Below are 17,143 nucleotides of genomic sequence, written 5' to 3' on the forward strand. Positions count from 1 at the left end.
CGCAATGGCGGCAGCCGTTTGCCGGTGCCGGAAACGGCCAGGAAAAATCGATTATCCGGCCGGATCAGAGGCCGGAGGCGTCCAGCGCCCTGGGCAGGATGCGGGCCAGATGCCCGGCCCAGGCGTGCTGGCCGCTGTGTTCGGCGATCAGGTCGTTTCTAAGCTCAACCAGCGTGTTGGGGCGTCCGGGTTTGGTGGCGTGGGTCTCGATCGCGTCGCCGGGCAGGTGGCCGGTGTAGGGCTGATTGACGCCGGTGCAGAACGCATCCTCGCGCTTCAGTTCTTCGATCACGAAGGGTGAAAACCGCTCGCCTTCGGGAAACAGGATGCCGATCTCCCAAGGACGCGGTTCCCGCCCGCGCAGCTGGCGGGTGAAGCTGTGGATCGAAACGATCACCGTGCCGGGGCGTTCGGCCAGCCGGGCCAGGGCGCGGTGGTACGGGCGGTAGCACTTCTCCAGCCGCTCGGTCAGCTCGGCCGCGCCGGCGTGGCGGTTGGCCGGGATGATGGTGCCGTCGTAAAGCTTCATCAGAAGCGTCGGGTCATCCTCGCCGCGGTTGGGGTCGATCACCAGGCGGGAGAAATTCGAGGCCACCACCGGCGCGTCCAGCATCCCGCCCAGCAGCTTGGCCACCTCGTAGGCGCCGACGTCATATGCGATGTGGCGCTCCATATCCGCACGCGGCAGGCCCAGATCGCCGCCGCCGGCAAACTCCGGCACATGATTGGTTGCATGGTCGCAGGTGATCAGCCAGCGGGCGGGGCGGTCTGCACCGTGAACAAAATAGGGTGTGTATGTCATGAGCCTGATATGTTTTGCCGCAAGCTGTTTACGGGAGTTGCGGCAGAATGGGAATTGGGGGATAAGCACCCTGAACGCTGTTTGCGGTAACATATTTCAGGTCCGGAGGAGAAGACCCCTATGAAACGCTCGCGCAATGTGAAGATTGTCGCCACCCTGGGGCCGGCTTCGGAAACCTATGAAACCATCCGCGCCCTGCATGAAGCCGGCGCCGACGTGTTCCGGCTGAACATGTCGCACGGCAGCCACCCGGAGATTGCCGAAAAGCACCGGATCATCCGCCAGGTGGAGCAGGATCTGGACAGCCCGATCGCGATCCTGGCTGACCTTCAGGGGCCGAAACTGCGGGTGGGTGTCTTTGCCAATGGTGCCGAAGATCTGGTGGAAGGCGCCAGGTTCCGTCTTGATCTGGACGAGGCCGAGGGCGACGTGAACCGGGTGTGCCTGCCGCATCCCGAGATTTTCCAGGCGCTGGAGCCGGGCGCGCATCTCTTGGTCAATGACGGCAAGATCCGTCTGGCGGTCGCGGACTGCGGTCCGGATTTCGCCGATTGCGTGGTGGAGACCGGCGGCACCATTTCGAACCGCAAGGGCGTGAACGTGCCCGACGTGGTGCTGCCGCTGGCGGCGCTGTCGGAGAAGGACCGCGCGGATCTGGAGTTTGTCTGCGATCTTGGCGTTGACTGGCTGGCGCTGTCCTTCGTGCAGCGCGCCAAGGACGTGTTTGAGGCCCGCCAGCTGGCCGACGGCCGCGCCGCGGTGCTGTCAAAGATCGAAAAACCGCAGGCGGTGGAGGATTTCGAGGCCATCCTGGATGCCTCGGACGGGATCATGGTGGCGCGCGGCGACCTTGGGGTGGAGCTGCCGGTGGCGGCGGTGCCGCCGATCCAGAAGCGGCTGGTGCGCAAGTGCCGGGCAGCGGCCAAGCCGGTGATCGTGGCGACCCAGATGCTGGAAAGCATGATCGAAAGCCCGATGCCGACCCGCGCCGAAGTCTCGGACGTGGCGACCGCCATCTATGAAGGCACCGACGCGATCATGCTGAGTGCCGAAAGCGCGGCCGGCCAGTATCCGATCGAAGCCGTGCAGACCATGAACAAGGTCGCGATCGAGGTCGAGGCAGACCCCACCTATACCCAGATCATCGCCGCCTCGCGTTCGGCCAAGGGCACCACCGTGGCCGATGGCATTGTGGCGGCGGCGCGCGAGATTGCCGAGAAGACCGAGATCAAGGCGATCTGCTGTTTCACCCAGTCCGGCACCACCGCGCTGCTGACCGCGCGCGAACGCCCCGGCGTGCCGATCATCGCCATGACTCCGGTCAGCGCCACGGCGCGGCGGCTGTGCCTCAGCTGGGGGTGCAAATGCGTGATGACGCCGGAGCTGGACCGCTTCAAAGGCGCTGTGGTGAACGCGGCGCGGGCGGCGCGCGCCGGCGGCTACGCCGGCGACACGGACCAGATCGTGGTCACTGCCGGGGTGCCCTTCAACGTGCCGGGCACCACCAACATCCTGCGCATTGCCCCCTGCGATGAGCGATTGATTTACAGCACCGATCCGGAATAACGGCAGGCTGCTTGCCTGCCGGGCGGCAGCCCGATTTGAAAGCGCCGCCCCTAGGCCTACCATTTCCCTGTGTCAGGTTGTGACGGGGGACGGGGTTTATGGGAACTGATCTGCCGCTGATTGCGGGGCTGGCGATTGCCGGGTTTTCGGTGCCGTCGGTTCTGTCGGCCTTCAGCGAACAGCGGCCGCCGCGGGCCTCCGCGGCGGCCATTCTGATTGCCATCGGCCTGATCACCTATGCGGTGCTGATGAAGCCCGGCGGCTACCGCGTGGACGAGATCCCGGATGCGTTTTTCCGGGTACTGGGACGTCTTCTGTAGAGAATCGGCTTGCCCATCCGGCAGGCATTGCGTATTGGGCAGCTCTGTTCCGCGTGGCCGGCCTTTCTTAGGCATGCCGAGTCGCGCGTCTAGCGAACCCGCATTGAAGGAGACGGAAATGCCCAAGATGAAGACAAAGTCGAGCGCCAAAAAGCGCTTTAAGGTGACCGCGACCGGCAAGGTCCTGGCAGGTCAGGCCGGCAAGCGCCACGGCATGATCAAACGGACCCGCAAGTTCATCCGCGACGCCCGCGGCACCACCACCCTGTCGGCACCCGACGCAAAGATCGTCAAGGGCTTCATGCCCTACGACCGCTAAGAGGAGATTGAGATATGTCCCGCGTTAAAGGTGGTACCGTCACTCACGCCCGTCACAAGAAGGTCATCAAGGCAGCCAAAGGTTACTACGGCCGCCGCAAGAATACCTTCAAGGTCGCCCGTCAGGCCGTCGACAAGGCGAACCAGTATGCAACCCGCGACCGCAAGAACCGCAAGCGCAACTTCCGCGCGCTGTGGATCCAGCGGATCAACGCTGCTGTCCGTTCGCATGACGAAGCGCTGACCTATTCCCGCTTCATCAACGGCCTGACCCTGGCCGGCATCGAAGTGGACCGTAAGGTTCTGGCCGACCTGGCCGTGCATGAGCCCGAAGCCTTTGGTGCCATCGTGCGCCAGGCACAGGACGCGCTGGCCGCCTAAGCCGCCAGACGATCGGAATTCAGGAAAGGCCGCTCCATCGGGGGCGGCCTTTTTTGCTGCGCCGGGGCGGGCCTGGGGTTTGCCCCTGGCGGCTGGCAGGGGCGCGCATCTTGTGCCGGCGTCCCAGGCATGCAGTAATCCCGGCTGAATGGTCAAATGTCTGGAAAGAGACGCCAAGCATGATTGCCTATGTCACCGTTGGTGCAGATGACATCGCGCGTGCAAAGCGGTTTTACTCCGCGCTGCTGCCGGCCCTTGGCTACGCATTGAAAGAGGGGCCTGAGGGGCTCAGCTACGCCTTGCCTGCTGAGCCGGGCCAGTCACCCGTTCTGCCGGATTTTTACGTCAAGCCAGCCTTCGATGGGCGTCCGGCATCGGCCGGCAACGGGTCCATGGTCGCCTTTGAGGCACGCAATCAAAAGCAGGTTCGCGACCTTCATGCCGCCGCGCTTGCCGCAGGCGGTTCCGACGAGGGTCGCCCTGGTTTCCGCGCCTCTTACGGCCCCCGCTTTTATGTGGGCTACCTGCGCGACCCTCAAGGCAATAAGATCGCGCTTTTCTCCTGCAACCCGAAGGAACCGGGGCGCAGCGGCTAGCGCAGGCTGCATCGGCGGAGGATGCCCGCCGCCGCGGCGCGGAAGGCCGGGCTGACCTGCGGAAAACCGCCCCTCACCACATCCGGGACTTGGCGTATTCCGCGTATCCCGCATCATAGGCTTCGGCCTCGAGCTCCGCCTCCTGCTCCTGCAGGAACTGCCCCGCGGTGGGCAGCGCAGGGCGCCCGGCGTCCGCATCCCACAGGCGGGAGCGCAGGATTGCCTTGGCGCATTGAAAGTACAGTTCTTCGAGGGTGATCACCGCCACCGTCGCGGGCCGCAGGGTCTTGCGCTCAAACGCAGCGCGGGCGGAGCTGTCCGCTGTCAGGAAGGCGGAGCCATTGACCCGCACCACATTGGTGCTGCCATGCACCATGAACATCAGGCTGACACGGCTGTCGCGCACGATGTTGCGCAGCGAATCGAGCCGGTTGTTGCCGCGCCAGTCCGGCAGCCAGAGGGTCCGCTGATCCGCGATATGCACCACCGGGCCGTCATCGCCGCGCGGGCTGGCATCGGTGCCCTCAGCGCCGACGGTGGACAGCACCAGAAAGCGGGAGGCAGCTATCCACTCCCGGTACAGCGGTGTCAGCCGGGTGGCGACCTTGGTCAGGGACCGCGGCGCGGCGGCGCCGTAGATCTGTTCAAGGGTTTCAGTGCTGGTGATTTTCTGCATGCCCGGGCCTCCTTTTGCAGGCAATGTAGCTTGCCCTTTTGGCGCATTGGGGCCAGTTTTTGCTCAAATGGGCCAAACAGATGATATCCGGAGGCGGGGCTGGTCCTCGTCCGATGCGGTGCAAACGCTGCCGCATGGGGTGGCATCTTATGCCCGGACGTACCGGGATGGCTATGTCTCCGCCTGGCATGACCACCCGCGCCATCAGCTGGTCTATGCCGTTGCCGGGCTGATGATGGCCAAGGCCGATGGCACCAGCTGGGCGGTGCCTGCGGGCACAGGTCTGATCGTGCCTGCGGCCATGCTGCACGAGATCCGGATGGTGGGAGAGGTGCAGCTGCAATCCTTGTATATCGATCCGGCGGAAACCGGCGCCGGGGCGATGGCGGCTTGCCGTGCGGTAACGGTCTCCGGGCTGCTGGCGGGGCTGATTGCGGCGCTGTGCGCAATGGGCAATCCCTGGCCGCTGCCGCCCCGGGCGCATCACCTGAGCCAGCTGATCCTGATCGAACTGGGGGCGGCGCCAGACACGCCGCTGGCGCTGCCGTACCCGCCGGACGCGCGGCTGCGCCGGGTGTGCGATGCGCTGATGGCGGATCCGGGAAGTGCGCGGACAATTGACCATTGGGCGGCGCTGGCAGGGATGAGCCGCCGTTCCTTCACCCGGGCGTTTCAGCGGCAGACCGGCCGCAGCTTCGGCCAGTGGCGGGAGCGGCTGCGCTGCCAGATTGCCTTGCGGGCGCAAGCGCGGGGCGCGGCGATGGAGCAGGTTGCACGCGATCTTGGCTATGCCAGCCGCTATGCGCTGCAGGCGATGATGCGGCGGCGGGTGTAAGGCCAAACCGGCCATTGCATTCGCACAGCTTTTGCGGGATACGGGCGCGGGCGGCTTTTCCTGTGCGTGCGCTGGTGCGATCCTTGCGCATACTGGCTTTTACAGGCCGGGTTCCGGATCCAGGCTGCCGGGCTTGAAATCTTCGGAGTTACACCATGAACAAGACTGTCCTTTTGTTGCCCTTGCTGGCCTTGGCTGCATGCGGCGACGAATTCAGTTATCCGTCGCAGCTGGAACGGCAGTCGCAGGCGGCCGCGCAGGCCGCATCCACCCCGGTTGACCAGATCACGCTTGCGCGTGGTGCAAGCATCAATGGCGGAAATTTTCAGGTGCTTGGCCCGCTGAAAACGTCAGTGGGCAAGCCAACCGCCTTCCACCCGGCGCCGACTGTTGCGGACGCGGAGCAGAAACTGCGTATTGAGGCGGCAAAGCTGGGGGCAGACGCGGTGATCGAAACAGAAATCGGCGACGTCGTCATCTGCCCGCTCAGCTGGGGCTGCCGGGCCGCCAGCGGCACTGCGGTGAAGTTGAGCTACTGACGGCCTGGCGGCAACGTCTGGATGCCGCTGCATTGATGCAGAGTTTAGAGAGCCGCTGCCCGAAATCGCAGCAGTTCCTGCAGCCGTGCGGCCGGAAGCGCTGGAAAAAGCGGCCGCAGGTGTGCCCGGAAAAGCGGATTGAGCGCTAGGCGGCAATCCCGTGCGGGCCGTGGCGGATGACGGCCCATTGGCCGTATGTGTCGTCCAGATCCAGCGGGATGGCGGCCGTGGATTTGCTGGAGCCGCTGCCGATTTCCGCCAGGGTGAACTCGATGCCGCCGGGGATGCCGATCTGCACCCGGTGCGCGCCGCCGCCATGCGGGGCCTGAATCGGGCGGCCGGTGGCATGCAGCAGGCCTGGGATATCCACCTTGGCGGTGCGGTTTTCGATGTCGGCCTCATAGCCGATCCGCTGGAACAGCGTCTCATGCACGGTGTCGCACATCGCGCGGAACACCCACCAGTGGGTGGCTTCCTCATCCGTTTCGCCGCCCAATAGCACAGTTGAAAGCGCCTTGCGCTGGGCATCCGTGGCGCGGTCGTCGATAATCGCCTGCAAGGCGCCTTTGCCCTCGAAAATCGGGCCGGGCCAGGCATAAAGAAGGGCAGCGCGGGTGCCGGTCAGGTCGGTTTCGCCGAAATGGCCGTTGTAGATATGGATCACCTCGAAGCCGGTGCAATTGCCGTGGGTGGGCAGATCCTCGAACTGGCAGGGGCAGCCGTAGTTGCAGTTGCAATTGCCGAAGCTGCGGCCCTCGATATACCAATCCACATGTGCCATGGCTGCCCTCCGGTTCTGCTGATGTGAAGATGCAGGCGGAGTATACCATGAAACCGGCATGATTTCAGGGGCGGCGATCCGGAGCGGCGCAGCGGGGTGACACAGCCCTGCGGCTTCCGCCCTGGCCCTCTTGCTTTCAGCGGCTCTTGTGGTAGCAGGGCACAAGCAGAATTCGAGGGGCCGTGATGGACGATCTTAAAGCCAAATATCTGGGTCAGATTGCAGACGCCGCGGACGAGGCCGCGCTGGAGGCAATCCGCCTGGCCGCCGTTGGCAAGAAGGGCGAAGTGGCGCTGAAGATGCGCGAGCTGGGCAAGATGACCCCGGAAGAGCGCCAGACCGCGGGCCCGGCGCTGAATGCGCTGAAGGATGAGATCAACTCGGCCCTGACGGCCAAGAAATCCGGCCTGGAAGATGCCGCCCTGGATGAGCGCCTGCGCACCGAGTGGCTGGACGTCACCCTGCCGTCGCGCCCGGCGCGCCAGGGCAGCCTGCATCCGATCAGCCAGGTCCAGGAAGAGATCACCGCGATTTTTGCCGAACTCGGCTTTTCCGTTGCCGAAGGGCCGCGGATCGACACCGACTGGTACAATTTCGACGCGCTGAACATCCCCGGCCACCATCCCGCGCGGGCCGAGATGGACACGTTTTATATGCACCGTGCGGAAGGCGACGACCGCCCGCCGCATGTGCTGCGCACCCATACCTCGCCGGTGCAGATCCGCTCGATGGAGAAGATGGGCGCGCCGCTGCGCATCATCTGCCCTGGCGGCGTCTACCGTGCCGATTACGACCAGACCCACACGCCGATGTTCCACCAGGTCGAAGGCCTGGCACTGGACAAGGACATTTCGATGGCGAACCTCAAGTGGGTGCTGGAGGAATTCGTCAAATCCTTCTTTGAGGTGGACGACGTCGAGCTGCGCTTCCGCGCCTCGCATTTCCCCTTCACCGAACCCTCGGCCGAGGTCGACATCCGCTGCTCCTGGGATAACGGCCAGCTGAAGATCGGCGAGGGCGACGACTGGATGGAGATCCTCGGGTCCGGCATGGTCCACCCCAAGGTGATCGCGGCCGGCGGCATCGACCCGGAGATCTATCAGGGCTTTGCCTTCGGCATCGGCATCGACCGTCTGGCGATGCTGAAATACGGCATCCCGGATCTGCGCGCCTTCTTCGACAGCGACCTGCGCTGGCTGCGCCACTACGGCTTCCAGAGCCTCGACATGCCGGCGCTGCATGGCGGTTTGAGCAGGTGAGTTTTAGCTACAACACTCGCTTTATGGCGGAAGCCTTGGCGATTGTTGGTGAGGCCGGCATTCACGGTATGAAGTACAATGGATTGCTCTCCGCTATGGGGAGTATCCATAGTTTTCAGTCGAAAAGGTTTCGAGTTTCCCCATTTCCTTCTCACCTGTTTTCCGGACAGGAGTTCGAAGACTACATGATACTTGCTTGGAGGTTTGGTCTGGTTGAGAGATCAAAATACAAGGAAGTTGAATGGAAATCCGGACTGAATAAGTCAAGCTATCAAGTCGAAGATGAAACCCTGCGCTTGACACAAGAAGGTTGGGGATTTGTTGAAACACATGGCCGGCCATTAATGCATCGTTGGGGCGCTTGGCTTGTCGATAATGTTCCTAGATTGCTCACATCGATTTTGGTTTCCGCGGCCACTGCCTGGCTTCTCATAAATTCTGGCTTAAGGGCTAACTGAGTATTTCCAGTCACTGTTCCGCGGGGCGCAGCCCCGCATCGCGCCCGACCCGCCCCCCAGGGCGGGCGCGATTGCGCCCACCCTCGGGTCCGGCGCGATGCTCGGTGATTGATCGCAACTGCAGCGCTCGCTTGCCAGCCCGCGGTCAGGCGATGGCGCGGCTTGCTACTTGACACAATCCGGGCTTTTGCACCTCACTCCCTGCTATCCTTGACGCCGGCTGCGCCCGCGCCCTTGAACCTTGCCGCAATCTTTGTCATTGCCTCGGGCAAACTGCATGTCTGCCAAGGGGTCCCCGACCGATGAAATTCACGCTTTCCTGGCTGAAAGACCACCTCGACACCGATGCTTCGGTGGACGAGATCACCGAGGCTCTGACCGATCTGGGTCTTGAGGTTGAAGGCGTCGTCAACCCGGCCGACGCGCTGAAGGATTTCAAGCTTGGCTATGTGACCCATGCCGAAAAGCATCCCGATGCCGACAAGCTGCGGGTCTGCAAGGTCGATACCGACGAGGGCGAATTGCAGATCATCTGCGGCGCGCCGAATGCCCGCGAAGGCATCACCGTGGTGGTCTGCAAGCCGGGCATGTATATCCCCGGCCTCGACATCACCATCGGTGTCGGCAAGATCCGCGGTGTCGAAAGCTTTGGCATGATGGCGTCGGAGCGCGAGCTGGAGCTGTCGGAAGAGCATGACGGCATTATCGAGCTGCCCTCGGGCAATGTGGGCGACAGCTTTGTCGATTGGCTGGCCGAGAATGACCCGGCCAAGGTCGATCCGGTCATCGAGATTGCGATCACCCCGAACCGCCCCGATGCGCTGGGGGTCTACGGCATTGCCCGCGACCTGGCGGCGCGCGGCCTTGGCACCCTGAAAACCCGCGCGTTCGAGGCGGTGCCGGGCGATTTCGCAAGCCCGGTCAAGGTCACCATCGACAAAGATACGCTGGACGGCTGCCCGTTGTTTGCCGGCCGCCTGATCAAGGGCGTGAAGAACGGCCCCAGCCCGCAATGGCTGCAGGACCGGCTGACGGCGATCGGGCTGCGGCCGATTTCGGCGCTGGTGGATGTGACCAACTTCTTCACCTTCGACCAGAACCGCCCGCTGCATGTGTTTGATGCGGCCAAGGTGCAGGGCGACCTGCGCGTCCACCGCGCGGCTGGCGGCGAGACGCTGAAGGCATTGGACGAAAAGGAATACACCTTCAGCGCAGGCCAGATGGTGATCTCGGACGCCAATGGCCCCGAAAGCATCGGCGGCATCATGGGCGGCGAAGAAACCGGCTGCACCGGGGACACCGTGGATGTGTTCGTGGAAAGCGCCTTCTGGGATCATGTGCAGATCGCGATGACGGGCCGGGCGCTCAAGATCAACTCCGACGCGCGCTACCGGTTTGAGCGCGGCGTGGATCCGGAATACACCATTGAAGGGCTGCACCGGGCCACTCAGATGATTCTGGATATCTGCGGCGGCGAGCCGTCAGAGGTGGTGATCGCAGGCGATGTGCCGGATCATTCCCGCGCTTACAAGCTGGACTCCGGCCGGGTGCAGTCGCTGGTGGGGATGGAGATCCCGGAAAGCGACCAGCGCCAGACCCTGACCCGCCTGGGCTTCCGCCTGGAGGGCAACCTGGCGCATGTGCCCAGCTGGCGCCCGGATGTGCAGGGCGAGGCTGATCTGGTGGAAGAAGTGGCGCGGATTGCCTCGCTGACCAAGCTCAAGGGCAAGCCGCTGCCGCGGCTGACCGATGGCATCCCGAAACCGGTGATGACACCGCAGCAGCGCCGCCAGCAGATGGCGCGCCGCACCTGCGCCAGCCTCGGCTATAACGAGGTGGTCAGCTACAGCTTTATCGACAAATCCTCCGCCGCGCTGTTCGGCGGCGGCGAGGATGCCACGATGCTGGCCAACCCGATCTCCTCCGAGATGTCGCACATGCGCCCGGATCTGCTGCCGGGCCTGTTGCTGGCCGCGGCGCGCAATCAGGCGCGCGGGCTTTTGGATCTGGCGCTGTTCGAGGCGGGCCCCGCGTTCACCGGCAGCGAGCCGGGCGAGCAGGTCACCCAGATTGCGGGTCTCTTGGTGGGCCGCACCGGGCCCAAGGACGTGCATGGCGCCTCGCGCGCGGTGGACCTTTATGATTCCAAGGCGGATGCCGAGGCGGTGCTGGCTGCCATCGGCGCGCCCGCCAAGGTGCAGATCCTGCGCGGCGGCGCCGGCTGGTGGCACCCGGGCCGCCATGGTCGCATCTGCCTGGGCCCGAAAAAGACCCTGGGCGTGTTCGGCGAGCTGCACCCGAAGGTGCTGAAAGAGATGGGGATCAAGGGCGCCGCTGTGGCCTTTACCATCTGGCCGGAGGAGATTCCGATGCCGCGCAAATCCGGTGCAAGCCGCCCGGCGCTGGACATCAGCGACCTGCAAGCGGTGGAGCGGGATTTTGCCTTTGTTGTCGATGCCGAGGTTGAGGCGCTGACCCTGGTCAATGCCGCCGCCGGGGCCGACAAGGCGCTGATCGAAGATGTGCGCGTCTTTGACCAGTTCATCGGCGGTTCCCTGGGCGAGGGCAAGAAGTCGCTGGCCATCACCGTACGGCTGCAGCCTAGCGACAAGACGCTGAAGGAAAAGGATATCGAGGCGGTGAGCGAGAAGATCATTGCCAAGGTCACCAAGGCAACCGGCGGCACCCTGCGGGGCTAAGGCTGGACCAGGGCTTTTGAAAAGTCTTGGCAGAAGTTTTGGGAAAACTATCAGGCAGCGCTCCCGGCGGGGCGCTGCCTTTTGAATGTCATCTGGCAGCAAAAAACTCCGCCAGCAGGTCGAACACCAGCCGGATCCGGCGGCTGGTGTGCAGCTCGCGGTGAGTGGTGAGCCAGACAGGAAAGACTATCGGATCCATCCCCGGCACCAGCCGCTCGATCCCCGGGGTGATTGCGGCCACGTCGTCCATCATCGGGCAGATACCGAACCCCTGTTTCACCAGCTCCCACGAGGCCAGTCCGCTGGTGGACCTGATGCGGAAATTGTCAGGCGTCAGGGCAATGCCCAGCGGCGCCATGAAGGCGATGGAACGTTCCACATCGGCAAAGCCCACGAAATCATGGTTCGCCAGATCTGCTGGCGACACAGGGCGGCCGCGCCGCGCCAGATAGCTGGCAGCGGCGTAGAAATGGGCGGTTGCCTCCTGCACCAGCCGGGCGATCAGCTCGGGCTGCTCGGGGCGGACATGGCGGATGGCGATATCGGCCTCGCGGCGCATCAGGTCGCGGATGTCATTGGCGGCCACCACGTCAATGGTGAGCCGCGGCGCGCGCTGGCGCAGCTGGTGCAGCACCGGCGGCAGCACATGGGCGGACATCACATCCGAGGCGGTGATCCGCACCGTGCCGTCGATGGATTGCGCCTGGCCGGTGGCGGCGAGGCACAGACCATCGGCGGCTGCGCCCATCTTGCGGCTGTGGGAGAGCAGCTCATGCCCCGCCTCGGTCAGGGCCAGGGTGCGGCCCAGACGCTCAAACAGCAAAACGCCCAGGTCCCCTTCAAGGGCTGCAACCTGGCGTGACAGGGTTGGCTGGGTCAGCCCCAGCCGGCGCGCCGCTGCGGAAAGCGAGCCGGTCTCAGCCGTGGCCAGGAAGGCGCGGATATGGTTCCAATCAGGGCTAATCATGCAAATACGTATATCAACCCTGCGGATTTCGGCAATTTATCTGTGGTCTGCGCATGAATAAGGTCTTCCCAACCAAGGAGATCCGCGATGACAGCCGACGCCCGGTTTTGGAACAAAATCGCCCCGAAATACGCCAAGTCAGCAATCCGGGACGAAGACGCCTACCGCTATGCTTTGGAGCGGACCCGTTCCTATCTGACAGCCGGAGACAGCGTGCTTGAACTCGGCTGCGGCACCGGCTCCACCGCGATTGAACTGGCCCGCAGCGTGTCCAGAATCACCGCAACCGATCTGTCCGAGGCGATGCTGGAGGTCGGCCGCGAGCGGGCGCGGGGCGCCGGCGCCAGCAATGTGGACTTTCAATGCTGCAGCGCCAGCCAGGCACCGGAAGGCCCGTTTGATGCGGTCCTGGCGCATAACCTGCTGCATCTGCTGCCGGATCTGGAGGCCGTTCTGCACGGTGCGGCGGCGCGGCTGGCGCCCGGTGGGCTGTTCATCTCGAAAACCCCCTGTCTGGGAGAGATGCGGGGCAGCTGGAAGTACCGGATGTTCCAGGCCGCGATCCCGCTGATGCGGCTGGCGGGCTATGCGCCCGGCTATGTGGGGTTCATCGACATCCCCACGCTGGAAGCGGCGGTGCAGCGGACCGGGTTCGACATCATTGAGACCGGCAATTACCCGGCGGACACTCCGGGCCGCTATTTGGTGGCACGGCGGCGCTGAGCCTTTGCCTTTCGCCCGGCAGCCCTAGGTTACAGGGCGGAGGCCGATATGTTCGAGGACCGGATGACTGCCGGGCTTCAGCTGGCCGTGCAACTGGCTGAACTGCCGATGACGGACCCCGTGGTGCTGGCGCTGCCGCGGGGCGGGGTGCCTGTTGCGCTGCCGGTTGCGCAGAAACTGCAGGCCCCGCTGGACCTGATCCTGATCCGCAAGATCGGCATGCCCTCCAACCCGGAACTGGCAGCCGGTGCCCTGGCCGAGGGCAGCAATCCCATCTTCAACGGTGCCCTGCTGCAGGCCGCAGGCCTGAAGCCCGAGGATTTTGCGCTGCAAGTGGCCCAGGCGCGGGAGGAAAACGCCGCCCGCCGGGCGCGTTACCTGCAAGGGCATCCGCCAGTGGCGCTGGAAGGGCGCACCGCCGTCGTGGTGGATGACGGCATCGCCACCGGCGCCACATTCATGGCGGCGCATTTCTGGCTCAAGGAGCGCAAGCCTGCAGACGTGATCCTGGCAGTGCCGGTGGCGCCGCCGGAAGCGGTGGACGAATTGCGCCGGCTGGTAGATACTCTGGTCTGCCTGCTGAGCCCCAGCGAGTTCTGGGCGGTCGGCGCGCATTACAGGGATTTTACGCAAACCAGCGACGCAGAGGTCACGGCCGCCCTGGCCGCGGCCCCGCAGGCTGGCGCAGGAAAGGAAAGAACGTGGCATTGAAGGTTTATCTCTCGGGCGAGATCCACACCGATTGGCGGGAGCAGATCATTGAAGGCGCCAAGGGGCTGGAGGTCAGCTTCAGCGCGCCGGTGACTGATCACGGCGCCAGCGATGATTGCGGGGTGGCGATCCTGGGGGCTGAGGAGAATAAATACTGGCACGACCACAAAGGCGCGATGGTCAACGCGATCCGCACCCGCAAGGGCATCGAGGATGCCGATGTGGTGGTGGTGCGCTTCGGCGACAAATACAAGCAGTGGAATGCTGCCTTTGACGCGGGCTACGCCGCGGCGCTGGGCAAGTCGATCATCGTTCTCAGCCCGCCGGAGCATCAGCACGCGCTGAAAGAGGTGCATGCGGCTGCACTGGCGGTGGCGGAAGAGCCGCACCAGGTGGCCGGGATCCTGACCTATGTTCTGACCGGCAAGCTGCCTGCATGACGCCGCCGGTTCTGGAAACAGACCGGCTGATCCTGCGCCCGCATCAGGCGCAGGATTTTGACGCGGTGGCCGCACTTTGGGCGGAACCGGAAGTGGTGCGTTTCATTTCCGGCACCCCGGCCACGGCGGAGGAAAGCTGGGCGCGGCTGCTGCGTTACATCGGCCACTGGCAGGCGCTGGGCTACGGATACTGGGCGGTGACCCTGCGCGGCAGCGGCCGGTTCATCGGCGAGGCGGGCTTTGCCGACTTTCAGCGCGCCATGCAGCCGCCGCTGGCCGGCGTGCCTGAAGCGGGCTGGGCGCTGGCGCCGCAGATGCATGGCCAAGGCATCGCAACCGAGGCGGTGCGCCGGATTCATCAATGGGCGGAAGAGGCCACGGCGTGGCCGGAAACCGCCTGCATTTTCGACCCGTCCCATGCGGTGTCGCAGAAGATTGCGCGCAAGCTGGGATACGAGACTGCGGGCGAGTCTGCCTATAAGGGAAATCCGGCGCTGGTGATGAAGCGGTCCATCCGCAGGGAGTGACCGGCGCCTCCCGCGCCTGCAAACGTTGCCGCCGGCAGCGCATAGCAGGCGTGGGCCCGGCGCCGCGTTTTGCGCGCCGCTGCCAGTGAAAAGCCCAGACCGGCCGGTTTTTTTGATTTGATTTCAAAGGTATGCAGCCGTTCAACGCTTCCTTAACGCGCTGCAGGCTAATCTATCAGTCAAGGCAAGACCTCCAAAAACAAGGCTTTGCGCTGGCTCCGGGCCGGCGCCTGGACATGCTCATGACAAACCGCCGCAGAAAAGCTACGCAAGTCACACCGCAGATCGAGGACGCGGGCCTGTTCAAGAGCGAAGTGCGCAATGTGCCGGTGCAATTGGTGCCGGTGGTCACGGGCAACAACCGCGGCGATCTTGTGGTCAAGGGGATCGTCAGTCCCGGCTCCGAGATCGAGGTGGTGTTTGCCGGACGCCGGAAGCGCGAAGCGGCAGGGCTGATAGAGCAAATGAAGAAGCTGCGGGCGCAGGGGGTGCGAAGCGCGATGAACGGCGATGAGGCGATGAGCTATCCCCGGAATCTGCGCCTGCCAGTCCAGGTGCGGGGCACCTGGCGGCTGCGTTTCGAGCGCGATGCCTCCGGCTGGGAGGTCAAGAGCTATCAGCTGCTGGCCGCGCAATGGGCCTTTGCCGGTGCAGAAGGGGATACTGTTCTGAGCGGCTGGCCGCCTGCCGGGCCGGAGAACAGGCTGCAGGACCGCTCCGGGGCCGCGCGGTCCCAACTGGCCGCAGCAAAGGCCGCGCCGACGGCACCGGCGGGCCAGGTCTCTTAGGCAGCAGCGCAGACACGCCCCGCCAGAGGCGGGGCGCCCGGCCCAACGGGGGGAGGCCCGTCAGGGCCGGAAACGGGCGGGAGGGTGTCAGCCCTCTTTCCTGATTTCCACAGAATGCGGATAGGGGATTGAAATGCCCTTGGCGTCGAAAGCCTCTTTCACGCCTTGCGTCAGGGCAAATTTCACTTCCCAGTAATCCTCGGCCTTGCACCAGACCCGGACTGTCAAATCGACCGAGCTGTCTCCCAGATTGGTCACCCGGACCCAGGGCGGCGGATCCTGCAGCACCCGCGCATCGGCGCCGGCCTGTTCGAGAATGATCGCCTTGGCGGCTTCAGCGCTATCGCCGTAGTCAATGCCGAACACCATGTCGGCGCGGCGGGTGGGATGATGCGAGAAATTGGTGATGATCGAGCCCCAGGCCTGGCCGTTGGGCACGATGATCTGCACATTGTCCGGGGTGGCCAGCTCGGTGATGAACAGGTTCAGATCTTTCACCGTGCCGGAGGTGCCGCCGATGTCCACATACTGGCCGATTTTATAGGGACGGAACAGGATCAGCATGAAGCCCGCGGCCAGATCGCTGAGCGTGCCCTGCAGCGCCAGGCCGATGGCCAGCGTGGCGGCACCCAGCATCGCGACCAGGCTGGTGGCCTCGATCCCGAAGATGTTGAGAACCGCCACCAGAACCACCGCCAGCAGTGCCCAGCGGACCAGGCTGGCGGCGAAATTGCCCAGCGTCGGATCGATCCGCGGGGTCCGGTTGATACGGTTGCGCACCGCGCTGCTGATCCAGCCGGTGGCGATCCAGCCAAGGATCAGAACCAGCAGCGCCTTGGTGCCGCTGACCAGCAGCGGCCAGTAGGCGCCGGCCTGTTCAATCAGTTGTTCCATCAATATCAGTCCTTTGAAAACGTGCGAAAGGAGCGGAAGCCCGCCCCTTTGCTAATGTCGCATTCCGCTGTTGCGGCGCTATTTTTTAAGCGAATCGCGGATTTCGAGCAGCACGTCAAGCTCGGTCGGCCCGGCGGGCGTTTCCTCTGCCGGGGTGTCTTCTTCGTGCTCCATCGCGTCGCGGACGCGGTTCACCGATTTCACCAGCAGGAACACCACCCAGGCGATGATCAGGAAATTCAGCACCGCCATCAGGAAGGAACCATAGGCAAAAACCGAAGCCCCGGCCTCGCGCGCGGCCTCCAGCGAGCCGTAGTCTGCGCCGTCTCCGCCCAGCACAACAAAGTTGTTGGTGAAATTCACGCCGCCGGTGAACAGCCCTATGATCGGGTTGATCAGGTCATCGACCATGGATTTCACAATGGCAGTAAAGGCGGCGCCGATGATGATCCCTACCGCCATATCCATCACATTGCCCTTGGCAATGAAGGCCTTGAATTCGTCCAGCATATCCGTTCCCTCTCCGTCCCAGCCGTTATGATCGCAGGATCAGGCTAGGAGCGGCCTTGCGGCCTGTAAACGGGGAATGTTCCGGCCCCGGCGTCAGTGCGGGGCCGGAAACGGCGCGTCTTGCCGGAGATCAGATCGAACGCTTCCGCGTCCAGCGACACGGCGTCCTCGGAAACCTCCGGCTGACCGCTGTCCTGAATGGCCTCGTCCGAGAGGCAGTAGGACAGGTAAATCCCCGAAGGCCGGCCCGGTGCCGTCCGGCAGCGCAAGATTGTTGCAAGGGTATCGCGCTGCAGGCGGCGCCAAGCGGCGCCTGGTGCCGTCGCTTGCTTCCACCGGCACCAGCAGCGGGG

Annotated in this window: 22 protein-coding genes; 15 read left to right on the top strand and 7 right to left on the bottom strand. The window is 64.3% G+C overall.

Annotated elements, in window-relative coordinates; all coding sequences use genetic code 11:
• Nucleotides 1-64: 64 nt before the first annotated feature.
• Nucleotides 65-802, bottom strand: coding sequence for an N-formylglutamate amidohydrolase (locus tag METH_RS02320; RefSeq protein WP_024088791.1), 738 nt, complete (start codon nt 800-802; stop codon nt 65-67).
• Between the two features lie 120 nt (nt 803-922).
• Between METH_RS02320 and pyk the strand changes: the two genes are divergently transcribed.
• From pyk to METH_RS02345, 5 genes are all read left to right on the top strand, one after another.
• On the top strand, nt 923-2,368 hold the full coding sequence (gene pyk / locus METH_RS02325; RefSeq protein ID WP_024088792.1) for a pyruvate kinase: 1,446 nt from the start codon (nt 923-925) through the stop codon (nt 2,366-2,368).
• A gap of 98 nt (nt 2,369-2,466) precedes the next feature.
• The gene (locus METH_RS02330) at nt 2,467-2,688 is read left to right on the top strand and encodes a hypothetical protein (RefSeq protein WP_024088793.1); all 222 of its coding nucleotides are present in this window, start codon (nt 2,467-2,469) and stop codon (nt 2,686-2,688) included.
• A 118-nt stretch (nt 2,689-2,806) separates the two neighbouring features.
• The gene (gene rpmI / locus METH_RS02335; protein WP_014873788.1) at nt 2,807-3,007 is read left to right on the top strand and encodes a 50S ribosomal protein L35; all 201 of its coding nucleotides are present in this window, start codon (nt 2,807-2,809) and stop codon (nt 3,005-3,007) included.
• A 14-nt stretch (nt 3,008-3,021) separates the two neighbouring features.
• A complete protein-coding gene (gene rplT / locus METH_RS02340; RefSeq protein WP_024088794.1) occupies nt 3,022-3,387 on the top strand; it encodes a 50S ribosomal protein L20 in 366 nt (121 codons plus the stop codon).
• Nucleotides 3,388-3,566: 179 nt separating this feature from the next.
• Nucleotides 3,567-3,983 carry a VOC family protein gene (locus METH_RS02345; RefSeq protein ID WP_024088795.1) on the top strand — a complete coding sequence of 139 codons (417 nt, stop codon included), beginning with the start codon at nt 3,567-3,569 and terminating at the stop codon, nt 3,981-3,983.
• A gap of 73 nt (nt 3,984-4,056) precedes the next feature.
• Here METH_RS02345 and METH_RS02350 read toward each other — a convergent pair whose 3' ends face one another.
• Entirely contained in the window at nt 4,057-4,659 is a 603-nt protein-coding gene (locus METH_RS02350; RefSeq protein WP_024088796.1) for an MSMEG_1061 family FMN-dependent PPOX-type flavoprotein, read from the bottom strand.
• A gap of 67 nt (nt 4,660-4,726) precedes the next feature.
• On the opposite strand from METH_RS02350, the gene METH_RS02355 reads away from it, so the two are divergent.
• On the top strand, nt 4,727-5,494 hold the full coding sequence (locus tag METH_RS02355; protein ID WP_052348654.1) for an AraC family transcriptional regulator: 768 nt from the start codon (nt 4,727-4,729) through the stop codon (nt 5,492-5,494).
• A 155-nt stretch (nt 5,495-5,649) separates the two neighbouring features.
• Nucleotides 5,650-6,033, top strand: a complete 384-nt coding sequence (locus METH_RS22500) for a YbjQ family protein (protein ID WP_024088798.1) — start codon at nt 5,650-5,652, stop codon at nt 6,031-6,033.
• 145 nt (nt 6,034-6,178) lie between these two features.
• Here METH_RS22500 and METH_RS02365 read toward each other — a convergent pair whose 3' ends face one another.
• Nucleotides 6,179-6,814: a DUF1326 domain-containing protein gene (locus tag METH_RS02365; RefSeq protein ID WP_024088799.1), complete on the bottom strand. Its 636-nt coding sequence runs from the start codon at nt 6,812-6,814 to the stop codon at nt 6,179-6,181.
• Between the two features lie 185 nt (nt 6,815-6,999).
• On the opposite strand from METH_RS02365, the gene pheS reads away from it, so the two are divergent.
• From pheS to pheT, 3 genes are all read left to right on the top strand, one after another.
• Nucleotides 7,000-8,073, top strand: coding sequence for a phenylalanine--tRNA ligase subunit alpha (gene pheS / locus METH_RS02370; protein WP_024088800.1), 1,074 nt, complete (start codon nt 7,000-7,002; stop codon nt 8,071-8,073).
• 23 nt (nt 8,074-8,096) lie between these two features.
• A complete protein-coding gene (locus tag METH_RS23725; RefSeq protein ID WP_156927430.1) occupies nt 8,097-8,531 on the top strand; it encodes a hypothetical protein in 435 nt (144 codons plus the stop codon).
• Between the two features lie 302 nt (nt 8,532-8,833).
• A complete protein-coding gene (gene pheT, locus METH_RS02375) occupies nt 8,834-11,230 on the top strand; it encodes a phenylalanine--tRNA ligase subunit beta (protein ID WP_024088801.1) in 2,397 nt (798 codons plus the stop codon).
• A gap of 88 nt (nt 11,231-11,318) precedes the next feature.
• Here pheT and METH_RS02380 read toward each other — a convergent pair whose 3' ends face one another.
• Nucleotides 11,319-12,197, bottom strand: a complete 879-nt coding sequence (locus METH_RS02380; protein ID WP_024088802.1) for a LysR family transcriptional regulator — start codon at nt 12,195-12,197, stop codon at nt 11,319-11,321.
• 87 nt (nt 12,198-12,284) lie between these two features.
• Here METH_RS02380 and METH_RS02385 point away from each other — a divergent pair, with 87 nt between their 5' ends.
• From METH_RS02385 to METH_RS02405, 5 genes are all read left to right on the top strand, one after another.
• Nucleotides 12,285-12,920, top strand: coding sequence for a class I SAM-dependent methyltransferase (locus METH_RS02385; RefSeq protein WP_024088803.1), 636 nt, complete (start codon nt 12,285-12,287; stop codon nt 12,918-12,920).
• Between the two features lie 48 nt (nt 12,921-12,968).
• On the top strand, nt 12,969-13,631 hold the full coding sequence (locus tag METH_RS02390; RefSeq protein ID WP_024088804.1) for a phosphoribosyltransferase: 663 nt from the start codon (nt 12,969-12,971) through the stop codon (nt 13,629-13,631).
• Nucleotides 13,622-14,071, top strand: a complete 450-nt coding sequence (locus METH_RS02395; RefSeq protein ID WP_024088805.1) for a YtoQ family protein — start codon at nt 13,622-13,624, stop codon at nt 14,069-14,071. The genes METH_RS02390 and METH_RS02395 overlap by 10 nt, the downstream gene beginning before the upstream one ends.
• Nucleotides 14,068-14,598 (top strand): GNAT family N-acetyltransferase, encoded by a 531-nt coding sequence (locus tag METH_RS02400; RefSeq protein WP_024088806.1) that lies wholly within the window; start codon nt 14,068-14,070, stop codon nt 14,596-14,598. The genes METH_RS02395 and METH_RS02400 overlap by 4 nt, the downstream gene beginning before the upstream one ends.
• A 242-nt stretch (nt 14,599-14,840) precedes the next feature.
• Complete coding sequence (locus METH_RS02405; RefSeq protein ID WP_024088807.1) at nt 14,841-15,386, top strand: hypothetical protein; 546 nt, start codon at nt 14,841-14,843, stop codon at nt 15,384-15,386.
• A gap of 87 nt (nt 15,387-15,473) precedes the next feature.
• Here the strand turns inward: METH_RS02405 and METH_RS02410 are convergent, their stop codons facing one another.
• From METH_RS02410 to METH_RS02420, 3 genes are all read right to left on the bottom strand, one after another.
• Entirely contained in the window at nt 15,474-16,280 is an 807-nt protein-coding gene (locus tag METH_RS02410) for a mechanosensitive ion channel family protein (protein ID WP_024088808.1), read from the bottom strand.
• A gap of 78 nt (nt 16,281-16,358) precedes the next feature.
• Nucleotides 16,359-16,790 (bottom strand): large conductance mechanosensitive channel protein MscL, encoded by a 432-nt coding sequence (gene mscL, locus METH_RS02415; RefSeq protein WP_024088809.1) that lies wholly within the window; start codon nt 16,788-16,790, stop codon nt 16,359-16,361.
• 44 nt (nt 16,791-16,834) lie between these two features.
• A complete protein-coding gene (locus tag METH_RS02420) occupies nt 16,835-17,059 on the bottom strand; it encodes a hypothetical protein (RefSeq protein ID WP_024088810.1) in 225 nt (74 codons plus the stop codon).
• Nucleotides 17,060-17,143: the final 84 nt, after the last annotated feature.

The sequence above is a fragment of the Leisingera methylohalidivorans DSM 14336 genome, from assembly GCF_000511355.1.
Lineage (GTDB): Bacteria > Pseudomonadota > Alphaproteobacteria > Rhodobacterales > Rhodobacteraceae > Leisingera > Leisingera methylohalidivorans.